Source organism: Oceanobacillus phoenicis (assembly GCF_047238145.1).
Classification (GTDB): Bacteria; Bacillota; Bacilli; order Bacillales; family Amphibacillaceae; genus Oceanobacillus.
Window position 1 is genome coordinate 2,173,276 of the sequence record NZ_JBDFME010000001.1, and the last position, 16,262, is coordinate 2,189,537.

9 protein-coding genes, 3 rRNA genes, 1 pseudogene and 1 other annotated feature are annotated in these 16,262 nt (G+C 39.5%); of the genes and pseudogenes, 8 read left to right on the forward strand and 5 right to left on the reverse strand.

Translation table 11 applies throughout. The features are described 5' to 3' along the window. The first annotated feature begins 48 nt into the window (after nucleotides 1-48). The 3 genes from ABC346_RS10775 to ABC346_RS10785 all read left to right on the forward strand — a co-directional run bounded on the left by ABC346_RS10775 (nucleotide 49) and on the right by ABC346_RS10785 (nucleotide 1,913). Nucleotides 49-1,074, forward strand: a complete 1,026-nt coding sequence (locus tag ABC346_RS10775) for a DUF2332 domain-containing protein (RefSeq protein ID WP_413234841.1) — start codon at nucleotides 49-51, stop codon at nucleotides 1,072-1,074. Between the two features lie 15 nt (nucleotides 1,075-1,089). Then, entirely contained in the window at nucleotides 1,090-1,428 is a 339-nt protein-coding gene (locus ABC346_RS10780; RefSeq protein WP_413234842.1) for a DnaJ family domain-containing protein, read from the forward strand. An 83-nt stretch (nucleotides 1,429-1,511) separates the two neighbouring features. Continuing rightward, entirely contained in the window at nucleotides 1,512-1,913 is a 402-nt protein-coding gene (locus ABC346_RS10785) for a hypothetical protein (RefSeq protein WP_413234843.1), read from the forward strand. An 86-nt stretch (nucleotides 1,914-1,999) separates the two neighbouring features. Here ABC346_RS10785 and mnmM read toward each other — a convergent pair whose 3' ends face one another. Next, nucleotides 2,000-2,557, reverse strand: a complete 558-nt coding sequence (gene mnmM / locus ABC346_RS10790) for a tRNA 5-(aminomethyl)-2-thiouridylate-methyltransferase MnmM (protein ID WP_413234844.1) — start codon at nucleotides 2,555-2,557, stop codon at nucleotides 2,000-2,002. 168 nt (nucleotides 2,558-2,725) lie between these two features. Beyond that, nucleotides 2,726-2,947, forward strand: a binding site (T-box leader). Nucleotides 2,948-3,028: 81 nt separating this feature from the next. Here mnmM and leuS point away from each other — a divergent pair. Further along, a complete protein-coding gene (gene leuS, locus ABC346_RS10795) occupies nucleotides 3,029-5,443 on the forward strand; it encodes a leucine--tRNA ligase (RefSeq protein ID WP_413234845.1) in 2,415 nt (804 codons plus the stop codon). Nucleotides 5,444-5,488: 45 nt separating this feature from the next. On the opposite strand, the gene ABC346_RS10800 is transcribed toward leuS, so the two are convergent. Further along, nucleotides 5,489-6,262 carry a hypothetical protein gene (locus ABC346_RS10800; protein WP_413234846.1) on the reverse strand — a complete coding sequence of 258 codons (774 nt, stop codon included), beginning with the start codon at nucleotides 6,260-6,262 and terminating at the stop codon, nucleotides 5,489-5,491. A gap of 121 nt (nucleotides 6,263-6,383) precedes the next feature. Here ABC346_RS10800 and ABC346_RS10805 point away from each other — a divergent pair, with 121 nt between their 5' ends. The 4 genes from ABC346_RS10805 (at nucleotide 6,384) to rrf (ending at nucleotide 12,583) form a co-directional block, all read left to right on the forward strand. Then, the gene (locus tag ABC346_RS10805) at nucleotides 6,384-6,692 is read left to right on the forward strand and encodes a rhodanese-like domain-containing protein (protein ID WP_413234847.1); all 309 of its coding nucleotides are present in this window, start codon (nucleotides 6,384-6,386) and stop codon (nucleotides 6,690-6,692) included. A gap of 483 nt (nucleotides 6,693-7,175) precedes the next feature. Further along, a 16S ribosomal RNA gene (locus ABC346_RS10810) occupies nucleotides 7,176-8,739 on the forward strand. Nucleotides 8,740-9,273: 534 nt separating this feature from the next. After that, nucleotides 9,274-12,195 (forward strand): 23S ribosomal RNA (locus ABC346_RS10815). A gap of 272 nt (nucleotides 12,196-12,467) precedes the next feature. Continuing rightward, nucleotides 12,468-12,583, forward strand: a 5S ribosomal RNA gene (rrf, locus tag ABC346_RS10820). Together the 16S, 23S and 5S rRNA genes form the textbook arrangement of a ribosomal RNA operon. Before the next feature lie 694 nt (nucleotides 12,584-13,277). On the opposite strand, the pseudogene ABC346_RS10825 reads toward rrf, so the two are convergent. The 3 genes and pseudogenes from ABC346_RS10825 to ABC346_RS10835 all read right to left on the reverse strand — a co-directional run bounded on the left by ABC346_RS10825 (nucleotide 13,278) and on the right by ABC346_RS10835 (nucleotide 16,113). Then, nucleotides 13,278-14,456: pseudogene (locus ABC346_RS10825) on the reverse strand (dicarboxylate/amino acid:cation symporter). Between the two features lie 132 nt (nucleotides 14,457-14,588). Further along, nucleotides 14,589-14,774, reverse strand: coding sequence for a hypothetical protein (locus ABC346_RS10830; protein ID WP_017797417.1), 186 nt, complete (start codon nucleotides 14,772-14,774; stop codon nucleotides 14,589-14,591). A 73-nt stretch (nucleotides 14,775-14,847) separates the two neighbouring features. Next, entirely contained in the window at nucleotides 14,848-16,113 is a 1,266-nt protein-coding gene (locus tag ABC346_RS10835) for a BaiN/RdsA family NAD(P)/FAD-dependent oxidoreductase (RefSeq protein ID WP_413234848.1), read from the reverse strand. Nucleotides 16,114-16,262 lie beyond the last annotated feature (149 nt).

A 16,262-nucleotide genomic window follows, 5' to 3' on the forward strand; every position in this document is an offset into this window, starting at 1 on the left:
GACGAATATATTAAGTGTATAACACTAACACATAGGAGGAATGGAATCATGAATTTAGAAGATAGATTCAAGCATTTTGGTGAAGTTGAAGTAAAAGATAAAAGTCCTCTTTATTCAATTTTATCTTTATACATTGCTGAAGATCCTGAAATGATCGATATTTGTTCAGTTATCCCAAAAGGCCAGCCGATAGCCAATTTATTATTTGCTTCAGTTAAGGATTTACTTTATATACAAGAGGACCATCCACTCAAAAACTATTATCCAGAATTTACAAAAGAAGAAGTGAAAGCATCTCAGTACGCCTACCCACATTTCAAAGATTTTGTATTAAATAATAAACAAGATATCATTAATCGTCTCACCACAAAATATGTGCAAACGAACGAAGTGAACAGATGCGCTTACCTATTTCCTGTATTACATTATATTTACAAAAAGACCGGTACCCAAATGTCTTTAATTGAGATTGGTACAAGTGCTGGTTTGCAACTATTATGCGATCAGTATGCATATACATATAATAATTATAAAACCAAAATTGGAAATATAAATTCTGCATTAACATTAAGTTCGTTTATAAGAGATGGAGACATGCCGTCTTTTTCGTCGGCAGAATTACCAATTAAGGATAGAATAGGAATCGATTTACATGTTTTAGATTTAATGAAAGAAGTTGATGTAAGATGGTTAAAGTCATTAGTTTGGCCGGAAAATCTGCATAGAATAGAAGCGTTAGAAAAAGCTATCACTCAATTTAATAAGTCGAATAATCGATTAAGATTAATAGAAGCGGATGCTTTAAGTTGTTTAGAGGATCTGGCCATGGAATCTGATCCTGAATCTATACTTTGTATCTTTCATACACATGTTGCAAATCAACTTACTAAGGAACAACGTCAAACTCTATTAAATATTGTTTCTGAAATTGGGAAAAAACGAGATGTATTTCATATCTATAATAATATTTGGGATGGACAATTACACGTTGAAAGTTATATCAATGGTTATAGGCGAGAGGAGTTTAGGATGGATACACATCCTCATGGAGAATGGTTCGATTGGCCAATTTGAAAAAGGAGTTAAACAATGGATAGAAAATATAATGACTTAATAGGCGATATTTTAAAGGAGTCTGGTGAAAAGGATAGAAAAGATTTGCAGGGAATAGGAAAACCCTTGCCGAAGGATTATGTGAAACGAGATGTATTTCAAAACTTCCAGAAAATTGCAAAAGATGCAGGGTATCTTCCTTATTGGTTAAAGCTTCAAAAAGAGATAGCATTACAAATTCATACCATCACTAATGAAAAAGAACTAAAAAAAATTAATAAACGAATTAAAGAATACAATACAGTTTGTCCCACTTCCATGCAACGTTCAACTATCACTTTAGAAGAATTAGCGAAAGCAAAAAAGATCTGGTAGTGCAAATTTCCTCTTTCTTGAATTTTTATTTATGATACAATAAAAAAGTTAAAATTCAAGATATAGAAGTGGAGCGGTATTGGATGATGATCCAATTGATTATTGGAATACTATTTTTTATTGGTTTATATATATTAACAAACGATGAAGCGAAATGGCTGAAGATAATTTCATTTGTTTATTACACCATATTATCTGTCATTTTTATTGTAGGGTATAATCAACGGTTAGCATTTATTGAACGAAGTGAAACAATTATTAAAGTGGCAGAGAATCCGTTATTTAGTTGGGTTACTGTATTTGGATATTTATATTCGATACCATTTATGGTAATTGCATTATATATATTGTTACGTGTTGTGCTACAAATCAAAGATCAACTAAAAAAAGTGCTAACGTCTGGGTTATTTCTTCTTATAATTCTAACCGTGGGTCATTTTATAAATCTGTTGTTTATACTGCTGTTTTATGGAACTACTAGTTAAATGAGAAGAGACTTTCATATGGAAAAAGGACAAGATGAGACTCCAGCATAGGAGCTCATCAGCTGCCTAGAAAGCAAAGTGATTTCTTACCTTTTTTGTATAGCTAAAATAAAGGGAGGATTGTTTTTTTGGTTCACAAATCCATACTGTAAGACGTTATATAAATTTTGATCTAAATTAGCTACATGTTTTAATACTGCCTCTTTCTCATTAGTACCTCCATCATGACCATAATATACAACAATTACAATTAGTCCATCCTTCTTTAGTTTTGTTAGTATTCTTTGTATAGCTTCTATCGTTGAGTCGGGTTTCGTTATAATTGATTTGTCACTTCGGGGTAAGTAACCCAAATTAAAAATGGCTCCTCCGATAACATCATGTTGTACATAATCCTCAATAAGAGCATGACTTCCGTGAATTAAAGTAACATTATTTCTATGAAATTTTTCTAATTCTTGTTTAGTAGTTTGTATTGCTTGTTGTTGAATATCAAATGCATAAACATGACCACTTGTTCCAACTACTCTGCTTAAAAAAATCGTGTCATTACCGTTACCACATGTTGCATCAATAACAATTTCACCTTCATCAATTGATTCTTCTAATAAATAATGGGCGAAATGTAGTATTCCTTTTAACATAAGAAGATTATCCTCCATTTACTTTGTTATATCTATATTTTAGCATGCCTAATATTGATAAATAAATAAAAGTAGGTTTCCAATCCGAGAAAAATGTATATACTAAGATTATATTTTGATCGTATCTTGACAATGAAAAGTATTTTCATTATAATTCCAGTAAATCAATTAACGACTATGATAAGGACTAGTAGTATGTAATCCATCAAAATAGAGAGACAGTGGTTGGTGAAAACTGTTGATGATGATCATATGAACTCACCTTGGATGTTGCAATAGTGAAAATGTAGTAGCTATTGCCGTTTCATCAACGTTATCGATGTCAAGTGAGTGTCAATGATGACACTAATTTGGGTGGTACCGCGGGAATCAAAGCTTCTCGTCCCTATTTGTTGAGGGATGAGTAGCTTTTTTATTTTTCTAAAAATAGGCTATTACTCACGTAGTTTAACTATGAAAGGAAGGGTTGACATGAGTTTTCATCATCGTCAAATCGAAAAGAAGTGGCAAAACCATTGGCAAGACAATAAGACATTTAAAACGGATACATTTTCCAACAAGGAAAAATTCTATGCATTAGATATGTTTCCTTATCCATCAGGACAGGGATTACATGTAGGGCATCCAGAGGGGTATACCGCAACTGATATTTTAGCGCGGATGAAGCGTATGCAAGGCTATGAAGTGATGCACCCGATGGGATGGGATGCGTTTGGTCTCCCAGCGGAACAATATGCAATTGACACTGGTAATAGTCCAGCAGAATTCACTACCCAAAATATTAATACGTTCAAACGTCAAATAAAAGAATTAGGTTTCTCTTACGACTGGGATAGAGAAATTAATACAACTGACCCAAATTACTATAAATGGACACAATGGATTTTTAAAAAATTATATGAAAATGACCTAGCATATATGGATGAAGTCGCGGTGAATTGGTGTCCGGCTCTAGGTACCGTACTTGCCAATGAAGAAGTAATTGATGGCAAAAGTGAACGAGGGGGTCACCCTGTTGTTCGTAAACCAATGAAACAATGGATGCTAAAAATCACTGCTTACGCAGATCGTTTACTAGAGGACTTAGATGACCTTGATTGGCCAGATAGTCTAAAAGAAATGCAACGAAATTGGATTGGTCGATCAGAAGGTGCAGAAGTAACCTTTTCAATTAAGGATCATGAAGGTGAATTTACTGTATTCACCACTCGCCCAGATACATTATTTGGAGCAACATATGCTGTTGTTGCACCGGAACATCCATTAGTAAAAGAAATTACAACAATGGATCAAAAAGAATCTGTTCAAAACTATTTGGATGAAGTTCAGACCAAATCAGATTTGGAAAGAACAGATTTAGCGAAAAATAAAACAGGAGTATTTACAGGTGCTTATGCAATTAATCCAGTTAATGGAGAAGAAATGCCAATCTGGGTTGCTGACTATGTATTAATGAGTTATGGAACGGGTGCAATTATGGCTGTTCCTGCGCATGATGAACGTGATTATGAATTTGCAAATACATTTGGTTTACCTATTAAAGAAGTAGTTGCCGGCGGAAATGTAGATGATGAGGCTTATACTGGTGATGGTGAACATGTTAATTCTGAATTCTTGAATGGGTTGGGTAAGGAAGAAGCAATAACGAAAATGATTGATTGGCTAGAAGCTAATGGTAGTGGGGAGAAAAAAATAACTTATCGTCTACGTGACTGGCTGTTTGCTCGTCAACGCTATTGGGGAGAACCAATTCCAATTATTCATTGGGAAGACGGTACAATGACAGCTGTACCTGATGAGGATTTACCATTGACACTTCCTCAAGTTGCTGAAATAAAACCTTCAGGTACAGGAGAATCGCCATTAGCAAATAATACTGATTGGGTAAATGTAGTTGACCCAGAGACTGGATTGAAAGGCCGTCGTGAAACCAATACAATGCCACAGTGGGCCGGTAGTTGTTGGTATTTCTTACGTTATATTGATCCAAATAATACAGAGCGATTGGCAGATCCAAAGGCATTAGAAGAATGGCTACCTATTGATATATATATAGGTGGAGCAGAACATGCGGTTCTCCATCTGTTATATGCTCGTTTCTGGCATAAATTCTTATTTGATATTGGAGTCGTCTCCACAAGAGAACCATTCCAGAAGCTATATAACCAAGGCATGATTCTTGGTGAAGGTAACGAGAAAATGAGTAAATCAAAAGGGAATGTAGTGAATCCTGATGATATAATTGATTCTCATGGCGCAGACACATTACGTTTATACGAGATGTTTATGGGACCGCTAGATGCTTCTGTTGCTTGGTCTACAAACGGATTAGATGGATCGCGTAGATTTTTAGATCGTGTATGGAGATTGTATGTAGGTGATGATGGTTCGCTTACAGATAAAATTATTGATGATGAATCCACTGAATTAGACAAGATTTATCATGAAACAGTGAAAAAAGTGACAGATGACTTTGAAAATATGCATTTTAACACAGGTATTTCGCAAATGATGGTATTTATAAATGAGTGTTATAAAGCGAATAAAATTCCTAAAAATTACGCGGAAGGCTTTGTTAAATTGTTATCGCCAGTAGCTCCGCATTTAAGTGAAGAAATCTGGCAAAAACTTGGACACTCAGAATCAATAAGTAAGGCTACTTGGCCAGCATATGATGAATCGAAATTAGTTGAAGATGAAGTGGAAGTCGTTCTACAAATCATGGGTAAAGTTCGATCTAAAATTCAGGTCCCTGTTGATATTAGTAAGGATGATCTTGAAAAAGCGGCATTAGATGACGAAAGCATGCAAAAATGGTTAGAAGGAAAAACTATCCGTAAAGTTATCGTTGTGCCAGGAAAGCTTGTAAATATAGTAGCAAATTAAAAAAAGAAGCATTGACCTGGAAATGGTCAGTGCTTCTTTTTTATTTTAATGATTATTTTTATTTTCTTCTGGCGTTTCTTCCGTTAGATTATCGGATTTCCACGTTGTTTTTAATAATTTCCATTTTCCTTTTTCGTAATACCATAGTGATTCTACAACACCAATACCATCTGCGTGATAAGCCCCGCTGATTTGTTGATAACTTTTTAAACCATATCCATTTCTTTCACTGAGATTTACCGGTTCAAACATTGCCACTGGATCTATCATCAATGATGTAGGTTCTAATAAAATTCCATTCTCATCATAAATATTGAGGCGAATATATTCATCTTTACGATCGGATAAATCAACAATAATTGGATCTTCTCCAGGAAGTAAAGTTATCGATGCCTTAAAATTATCAATAAACTTCCCTTTTATCGGTTGATTGTTTGGTAATGGAATTTCAATCAGCTGATTATTTTCAATTGTATGGAGTTTGCTTGTATATAAACCACCACTTCCGCCTGTTGCGCTCTGATAAAAAATATCGTTTTGGTTATCATGGTTTAAATCTACGAATTGTAAAGAAGGTTCATAACCTCCACCATAAGGAATTGTCCAAGAATGATTATTTGCATCGGTAATATCAGCCCATATATGTTGATAGTATTGGCCATCAGGCGCAAATAGTTCGCCTTTTAAATCAATCGTATCACTCTGTCCATCACCGGTAACATCTTCATGATAGGAATGAATAGCTATTGGATCTCTTGGTTGTTCGACTACAGGATTTACTATAGGAATGGTTAATAGAAGTGAAAGAAAGTACAGCACATGGTCACCGCCTTTTAGTAATGATTAAGTAGGCTTATTTTAATCAAAGATGTTGCATCCTATTCTTAATCCAAGTAATATTAAATTAGAAAATCTTGACTTTAAAAAGGATGGGATTAACATGGCTGAAATTAAAGAAATTTCTCCGGAAGAAGTAGAAAAGATAAAAGATGAAAAAAATGTGGTATTAGTTGATGTACGTGAAGATGATGAAGTTGCACAAGGAATCATTGACAATGCGAAGCATATTAAGCTAGGTGATATTCCACAAGAATATGAGAACTTAAATAAAGATAAAGAATATATAATGATCTGCCGTTCTGGAAGAAGAAGTTATAATGCTTCTGAATTTTTACAAGAACAAGGTTTTAATGTAAAAAACATGAGCGGTGGCATGTTAGAGTGGAAAGGCGAAACAATTTCCAAATAACTTTAGAAACGTTTGCTATACAAGTGAGCGCTGTATAGGCAAAAAGATCCCAACCTCGCGAAGCGATGGGATCTTTTGATTTAAGGACGAATTCGTTTTTTAGAAAACATAATTTCTACCTCAACCTTAATAGCGTTTAAAAAGCTTGTAAAACAATAAGATATGTAGTATTGTATTTAAGTTCGCTCTTTTAAGGATTATTATGTTTAAAAACAATGTTGACTTCTTTATAAATGGATGCTACAATGGTTATCCACCAATTGAGGACAAGTTAACAAGAAATCTTGCGAAATTCCTCGAAAAAAGTTGTTGACACATCTTTTTATGCGTGGTAAATTATAAAAGTCGCTTTTTTGAGAGCGGCACTGAAATTGCTCTTTGAAAACTGAACAAAACAACCAGTACGAAAGAAGAAAAACACCTCGTTTTTCTTAAAAAGAAATGAAGTCAGAAGTTGACTTCTGAAGCACAAGAAACACAACTTTTATGGAGAGTTTGATCTTGGCTCAGGACGAACGCTGGCGGCGTGCCTAATACATGCAAGTCGAGCGCAGGAAATTATTTGATTCTCTTCGGAGTTGACGATAATGGAATGAGCGGCGGACGGGTGAGTAACACGTAGGCAACCTGCCTGTGAGACTGGGATAACTCGTGGAAACGCGAGCTAATACCGGATAACACTTTTCATCTCCTGATGAGAAGTTGAAAGGCGGCTTTTGCTGTCACTTACAGATGGGCCTGCGGCGCATTAGCTAGTTGGTAAGGTAACGGCTTACCAAGGCGACGATGCGTAGCCGACCTGAGAGGGTGATCGGCCACACTGGGACTGAGACACGGCCCAGACTCCTACGGGAGGCAGCAGTAGGGAATCTTCCGCAATGGACGAAAGTCTGACGGAGCAACGCCGCGTGAGTGATGAAGGTTTTCGGATCGTAAAACTCTGTTGTTAGGGAAGAACAAGTGCCATAGTAACTGATGGTACCTTGACGGTACCTAACCAGAAAGCCACGGCTAACTACGTGCCAGCAGCCGCGGTAATACGTAGGTGGCAAGCGTTGTCCGGAATTATTGGGCGTAAAGCGCTCGCAGGCGGTTCTTTAAGTCTGATGTGAAATCTTACGGCTCAACCGTAAACGTGCATTGGAAACTGGAGGACTTGAGTGCAGAAGAGGAGAGTGGAATTCCACGTGTAGCGGTGAAATGCGTAGAGATGTGGAGGAACACCAGTGGCGAAGGCGACTCTCTGGTCTGTAACTGACGCTGAGGAGCGAAAGCGTGGGGAGCGAACAGGATTAGATACCCTGGTAGTCCACGCCGTAAACGATGAGTGCTAGGTGTTAGGGGGTTTCCGCCCCTTAGTGCTGAAGTTAACGCATTAAGCACTCCGCCTGGGGAGTACGGCCGCAAGGCTGAAACTCAAAAGAATTGACGGGGGCCCGCACAAGCGGTGGAGCATGTGGTTTAATTCGAAGCAACGCGAAGAACCTTACCAGGTCTTGACATCCTCTGAACACTCTAGAGATAGAGTTTTCCCTTCGGGGACAGAGTGACAGGTGGTGCATGGTTGTCGTCAGCTCGTGTCGTGAGATGTTGGGTTAAGTCCCGCAACGAGCGCAACCCTTGATCTTAGTTGCCAGCATTTAGTTGGGCACTCTAAGGTGACTGCCGGTGACAAACCGGAGGAAGGTGGGGATGACGTCAAATCATCATGCCCCTTATGACCTGGGCTACACACGTGCTACAATGGATGGAACAAAGGGAAGCGAACCCGTGAGGTCAAGCAAATCCCACAAAACCATTCTCAGTTCGGATTGTAGGCTGCAACTCGCCTACATGAAGCCGGAATCGCTAGTAATCGCGGATCAGCATGCCGCGGTGAATACGTTCCCGGGCCTTGTACACACCGCCCGTCACACCACGAGAGTTGGTAACACCCGAAGTCGGTGAGGTAACCTTTTGGAGCCAGCCGCCGAAGGTGGGACTAATGATTGGGGTGAAGTCGTAACAAGGTAGCCGTATCGGAAGGTGCGGCTGGATCACCTCCTTTCTAAGGATATATTAAAAAGGCTGAAGCGACTGTTCAGCAACGTACGAACTGGACTGAGCCGTAGGAGATAAAGGAAACACGATGAACAATAGTGAATCGATGTTGATTTATCGTACGAAGGTAAAGGAAGTTCGCTAGTTGCTAGGAGCTGAAGCTAGATTAATACGGAATCGTACTTGGTTGTTTGGTTCAGTTTTGAGAGAGCAATCTCTCGAAATAATGAACTTCTGTTAAGAACGTCACGTCCATGTGACAACACAGAAGCCACCACATCCGTGTGGAAGTTTGTACCTTGAAAACTAAATAAGAGTAACAACGACATCAAATAATAAAAAGCTGAAGCGACTGTTCAGTGACGTATGAACTGGACTGAACCGAAGGAGATAAAGGAAACACGATGAACGATAGTGAATCGATGTTGACTTATTATACGGAGGAGAAGGAAGTTACACTAGTCACTAGGAGCTGATGCTGGATTGATATTTTTTTGAAACAAGGCTATTAAATTAGCACGCTTATTTACTGAAATAACTTAGTTAAGTGAATAAGGGCGCACGGTGGATGCCTTGGCACTAGGAGCTGAAGAAGGACGGGACTAACACCGATATGCCTCGGGGAGTTGTAAGTAAACTTTGATCCGGGGATTTCCGAATGGGGAAACCCACTGTTCGTAATGGAGCAGTACCTATACCTCAATACATAGGGTATAGGGAGCAGACCCGGGGAACTGAAACATCTCAGTACCTGGAGGAAGAGAAAGAAACCTCGATTTCCTGAGTAGCGGCGAGCGAAACGGAAAGAGCCCAAACCAGAAAGCTTGCTTTCTGGGGTTGTAGGACACTCCTTTGGAGTTACAAAGAAATTCTTTAAATGAATCGATCTGGAAAGGTCAGCCGAAGAAGGTAACAGCCCTGTAATTGAAAAGGAATTTCCTCCGGAGTGTATCCTGAGTACGGCGGAACACGTGGAATTCCGTCGGAATCCGGGAGGACCATCTCCCAAGGCTAAATACTCCCTAGTGACCGATAGTGAACCAGTACCGTGAGGGAAAGGTGAAAAGCACCCCGGAAGGGGAGTGAAATAGAACCTGAAACCGTGTGCCTACAAGTAGTCGAAGCCCGTTAATGGGTGACGGCGTACCTTTTGTAGAATGGACCGGCGAGTTACGATCTCATGCAAGGTTAAGTGGAAGACACGGAGCCGCAGCGAAAGCGAGTCTGAATAGGGCGAATATAGTATGTGGTCGTAGACCCGAAACCGTGTGATCTACCCATGTCCAGGGTGAAGGTCAGGTAACACTGACTGGAGGCCCGAACCCACGTATGTTGAAAAATGCGGGGATGAGGTGTGGGTAGGGGTGAAATGCCAATCGAACACGGAGATAGCTGGTTCTCTCCGAAATAGCTTTAGGGCTAGCCTCAAGATGATGAGTACTGGAGGTAGAGCACTGATTGGACTAGGGGCCCCTACCGGGTTACCGAATTCAGTCAAACTCCGAATGCCAGTTACTTAAACTTGGGAGTCAGACTATGGGTGATAAGGTTCATAGTCGAAAGGGAAACAGCCCAGACCGCCAGCTAAGGTCCCAAAGTATACGTTAAGTGGAAAAGGATGTGGAGTTGCCCAGACAACCAGGATGTTGGCTTAGAAGCAGCCACCATTTAAAGAGTGCGTAATAGCTCACTGGTCGAGTGACTCTGCGCCGAAAATGTACCGGGGCTAAACGTATCACCGAAGCTGCGGATTGTTCTTACGAACAATGGTAGGAGAGCGTTCTAAGTGCTGTGAAGTCAGACCGTGAGGACTGGTGGAGCGCTTAGAAGTGAGAATGCCGGTATGAGTAGCGAAAAAAGAGTGAGAATCTCTTTCACCGAATGCCTAAGGTTTCCTGAGGAAGGCTCGTCCTCTCAGGGTTAGTCGGGACCTAAGCCGAGGCCGACAGGCGTAGGCGATGGACAACAGGTAGATATTCCTGTACCACCTCATGATTGTTTGAGCGATGGGGGGACGCAGTAGGATAAGGAATGCGCACCGATGGACGTGTGCGCCCAAGCAGTGAGAAAGTCAGATAGGCAAATCCGTCTGGCAATTTCAAGCTGTGATGGGGAGGGAAATTGAGTACCGAAGTTCCGGATTTCACACTGCCAAGAAAAGCCTCTAGTTAGATCATAGGTGCCCGTACCGCAAACCGACACAGGTAGGCGAGGAGAGAATCCTAAGGTGAGCGGGAGAACTCTCGTTAAGGAACTCGGCAAAATGACCCCGTAACTTCGGGAGAAGGGGTGCTCCTTCATAGGAGGAGCCGCAGTGAATAGGCCCAAGCGACTGTTTAGCAAAAACACAGGTCTCTGCGAAGCCGAAAGGCGAAGTATAGGGGCTGACACCTGCCCGGTGCTGGAAGGTTAAGGGGACGAGTTAGCTCTTCGGAGCGAAGCTTTGAACCGAAGCCCCAGTAAACGGCGGCCGTAACTATAACGGTCCTAAGGTAGCGAAATTCCTTGTCGGGTAAGTTCCGACCCGCACGAAAGGTGCAACGACTTGGGCACTGTCTCAACGAGAGACCCGGTGAAATTATACTATGCGTGAAGATGCGCATTACCCGCGACAGGACGGAAAGACCCCGTGGAGCTTTACTGTAGCCTGATATTGAATGTTTGTGCAGCTTGTACAGGATAGGTGGGAGCCTTTGAAGCGTGAGCGCTAGCTTACGTGGAGGCACCCGTGGGATACCACCCTCGCTGTATGAACATTCTAACCCAGGACCGTGATCCGGTTCGGAGACAGTGTCAGGCGGGCAGTTTGACTGGGGCGGTCGCCTCCTAAAAGGTAACGGAGGCGCCCAAAGGTTCCCTCAGAATGGTTGGAAATCATTCGTAGAGTGTAAAGGCAGAAGGGAGCTTGACTGCGAGACCTACAAGTCGAGCAGGGACGAAAGTCGGGCTTAGTGATCCGGTGGTTCCGCATGGAAGGGCCATCGCTCAACGGATAAAAGCTACCCCGGGGATAACAGGCTTATCTCCCCCAAGAGTTCACATCGACGGGGAGGTTTGGCACCTCGATGTCGGCTCATCGCATCCTGGGGCTGTAGTCGGTCCCAAGGGTTGGGCTGTTCGCCCATTAAAGCGGTACGCGAGCTGGGTTCAGAACGTCGTGAGACAGTTCGGTCCCTATCCGTCGTGGGCGTTGGAAGTTTGAGAGGAGCTGTCCTTAGTACGAGAGGACCGGGATGGACACACCGCTGGTGTACCAGTTGTTCCGCCAGGAGCATAGCTGGGTAGCTACGTGTGGAAAGGATAAGTGCTGAAAGCATCTAAGCATGAAGCCCCCCTCAAGATGAAACTTCCCATCACTTCGAGTGAGTAAGATCCCTCAGAGACGATGAGGTTGATAGGTCCGAGGTGGAAGCGTGGTGACACGTGCAGCTGACGGATACTAATTGATCGAGGACTTATCTAAGTATATAAAGCGACAGGATCTGTACATCAGCGTACAGACTGGACGTTCTCTGAATGAGATAAAGGAAATACAAAGAGTCGTTAGACGATTTGATATTGACTTATCGTAAGGAAGAGAAGGAAGTCTACTAGTTGATAGAGACTGGAGCTAGAATAGAATGATGTCACGTTACTCTTATTTAGTTTTTAGGGTACAATCCTAAAAAAATTAAGGAAGTTCGATTAAACCGTTCACGTCCTGTGAACAACACCGAATGACCTACATCGTGTAGGTCTGGTAGCGATAGCGAAGAGGTCACACCTGTTCCCATGCCGAACACAGAAGTTAAGCTCTTCAGCGCCGATGGTAGTTGGGGCTTTGCCCCTGCAAGAGTAGGACGCCGCCAGGCAACAACAAAAAGCCGGATTAGATATTAAATCTAATCCGGCTTTTTGTTGGCGATTTTTAAACCAATATACGTATTACCGAGAATACTTCATGCGAAAATAAAAAGTCTAAATATCGCCTTGATCATACCTAACGTCCACTAATACACTTATCGATAGTAGTAACGCTAACTTTGTTGCTAATGACCAAATTTCACACAAATGTGCCCTAAGGAATGTCCTAACATATAATCATCCTCTTGTATCATGAAACTTCTAATATTATCTCCTATAATTTATCTTGTCAGAGTAACATTAACAATATTATATCAAACTGAGTCAATTTCATAATTCCAAGTTTATTAAATAACGAATTCTTATTAAAAATATAAATATATATTAATGCTCGAATTACAGGAATTCTTGGCTTTGATTGTAATGGAAGACGACTTCTGCTCGAGCTAGAAAAACCACTAGGAAAAGGGCTATTCTTTTCCTAGGTAGTTTAAGCTGTACCTGCTAAAAAGCGCCGTCTGCAATAGAAATCAAACAGTACCACATTCCGATTTTAAACTAAATACCTTGATTATGAAATTGATTCATTTGTTTAATTTACTTTTAACCTAATAAATTATCTTAGAGCAAATAAAAACTGCCTTTCTCCTATTTATATTGGGGAAAGACAGTTTTAGTAAATTATCTTATGGACTGATGAAATTAAGCATCATCATTTGTTATTTTCCACTTATTGTTTATCGAATCTGCAATACTGGTGATTGCTCCATCTCCTGTTACATTACAAGCTGTACCTAAACTATCTTGTGCAAGGTATAAGGCGATCATTAACGAAACCATTGTAGGCCCAAATCCTAGCATTGTATCTAACAAACCAATAGCTGCCATTACAGCACCACCTGGAACACCAGGGGCAGCAATCATTGTTACTCCTAAAACAAGTAAAAATGGCAATATAGAACCAATTGTAGCATTAGTTCCTTGTAAGAACATTACAGCTAAAGCACAACTAGTTATGGTAATCGTACTTCCTGATAAATGTATGTTTGCTAAAAGTGGTACAGTGAAATCAGCAACATTACCTTTCACTCGTAATTTTTTCGTATGCTCTAATGTTACTGGAATGGTAGCTGCAGAAGATTGTGTACCTAAAGCTGTAAAATAAGCCGGAACCATTCTCTTGAGCATACTAAATGGATTTTGTCAACTTAATGTTCCCGCAATAGTATATTGAATTATCAAGTAAATAATATGTAATACAATAATCATTACAAAAACAACTGCAAAAACACTTAAAATTGATGCTACTTGACCAGCATAAGTCATATTCGTAAAGATCCCAAAGATATGAATTGGTAACAATGGAATAATAACTTTTTGTATAACTAATTCAATGATAGACCTAAAATCGGTCATTACTTTTAACAATGAATCGTTTTTAATTGCTGCAGCCCCAATACCTAGTACAAAGGCTAATATAAGTGCAGTGACCACTTCTAAGGGTGGAGTTAGTTCAAAAGATAAGAACCCAGTTTCTAAAGCATTGCTTGGATCATCAAACATCTTTAGACTGTGTCCACTTAAAATAGTTGGATACAAGGACTTAGCAGATATAAACGCTATAATTCCTGCAATTATTGTAGAAATATAAGCCATAAGTGCAGTTATGCCAAGAAGTTTTCCTGCACCTTTCCCCATATACCCTATACCTGGTGCAATAAATCCAATGATAATTAGAGGGATAATAAAGGTTAAAAAGCCACCAAAAATGTCATTAAAAGTAGCAAATAATCGTACCAGCCATTCATTGGCAAATGTTCCAAAAGCTATACCAAGAACTATGGCCAGGATGATTCGGATAAGTAGTCCAAATTGTTTCATGATGGTTTCTCTCTCCTTAATTCTGTGATGATGTAATTATTCTAACAATTATACACATAATTATTTCTATATGCTAGTGTATAAAAAAGGAAAAGAGGAGTATATATTATACTCCTCCGTACCTGAGTTTTACTAACTCATTCCAAACGGTCCCATTTGTCCACTATTACCATTATTGCCTCCACTATCTGATAAAAAAGGTGCGAATTTCTGAACGGTTTGACCGATGTTTTGGTTGTTCTTTGTCATGGTGTAATAGGTTGCAGCTCCCATACCAACAGAGGCAATAATTGGTAACCATTTACTTTGATTATTCAAGCGTAAATCACCCTTTCTATAAAATACCAGACATTTATAGAATGAGCGTATAACAGACATTTCATAAGCGGTATCAATTGGAAGTGATGGATGCTTTTGCAGCATTCATTCCAGCTAATCGGCCAGTTACAAGGGCAGAAGTAATATTGTAACCACCTGTATATCCATGAATATCAAGAATTTCACCGCAAAAGAATAATTTGTCCATTACTTTCGATTGCATTTGATTTGGTATAATTTCCTTGATGGAAACTCCACCACCTGTTACAAAAGCTTTTTCCATTGGTAAAGAACCGTTTACTTCAAAAGTAAAGTGTTTAATATCATGAACAAGATCATTGATAATTTCATTGGAGATATTTGCACATTTTTGATCATCAGTTACTTCATATTTAACTAATAAGTACTCCATTAACCGTTCTGGAAGTAATCCTTTTATACTATTTTTAAATGCCTTCTTTGGATTATCTTTGATTTGGTTTTTTACCCATTGTCTTATTTCTTGTTCTGGTTTATCAGGGATGACATCTAAATGCATTGTTACTGATTCTCTGCCTCGCATTAGTTCTTTTACAACGAATTGGGAACATCGAAGAACTGCAGGTCCTGATACTCCAAAATGAGTAAATATCATATCCATTCGGTGTGTAATTATCGGTTTTCCTCGTTTATTCCATACACTTAGATTAATATCTCTTAAGGAAAGTCCTTGTAATTTTTTTTCTTTTATAAATGATTCTTTCGAAGTTAATGCAACTTCGGTGGGATATAGTTTGGTTATTGTATGTCCAGCAGCTTTTGCCCACTCATATCCGTCCCCAGTTGAACCAGTATGCGGTACTGCCTTCCCGCCAGCAGCAATTACAATAGCAGTTGTTTGTATGTTTGTATGATCATCCAATTGAATAGTGTGCTTATCGTCTCCATAGGATATGGAATTTACCTTTGTGTTCATTTGTATGGTTACATTTAATCGATTTAATTCTTTTATCAATGTGTTAACAACATCCATCGCTTTATTGGAAGCAGGAAACATTCTGCCATGATCTTCTTCTTTTAATGCAACACCTAGATTCTCGAAGAAATCAATAATGTCGTAGTTATTAAATATAGAAAAGGCACTATAAAGAAATTTACCATTTCCTGGGATATGTCGGATTACTTCTTCTTGGGGTAGTCGATTCGTTACATTGCATCTACCTCCGCCAGATATAGCAAGTTTTTTCCCAAGTTTTTTACCTTTTTCGATAAGAAGTGTTGTAGCCCCATGCTCTGCAGCTGATAATGCTGCCATTAAACCAGATGGACCACCACCAATTACGGTTACATCATATTTCAATTATCTTCATTCCTTTCTATAGTATCGTACCATTTTAAAGAGTCTAAGAACAATTACCAATATAGTTTGTCAAAAAATCCCCTTAAGTGAAGAATCTTATATAAGAAAGCTATTTAAAAGTATGATAAAATTGATAAGTATTTAAAATA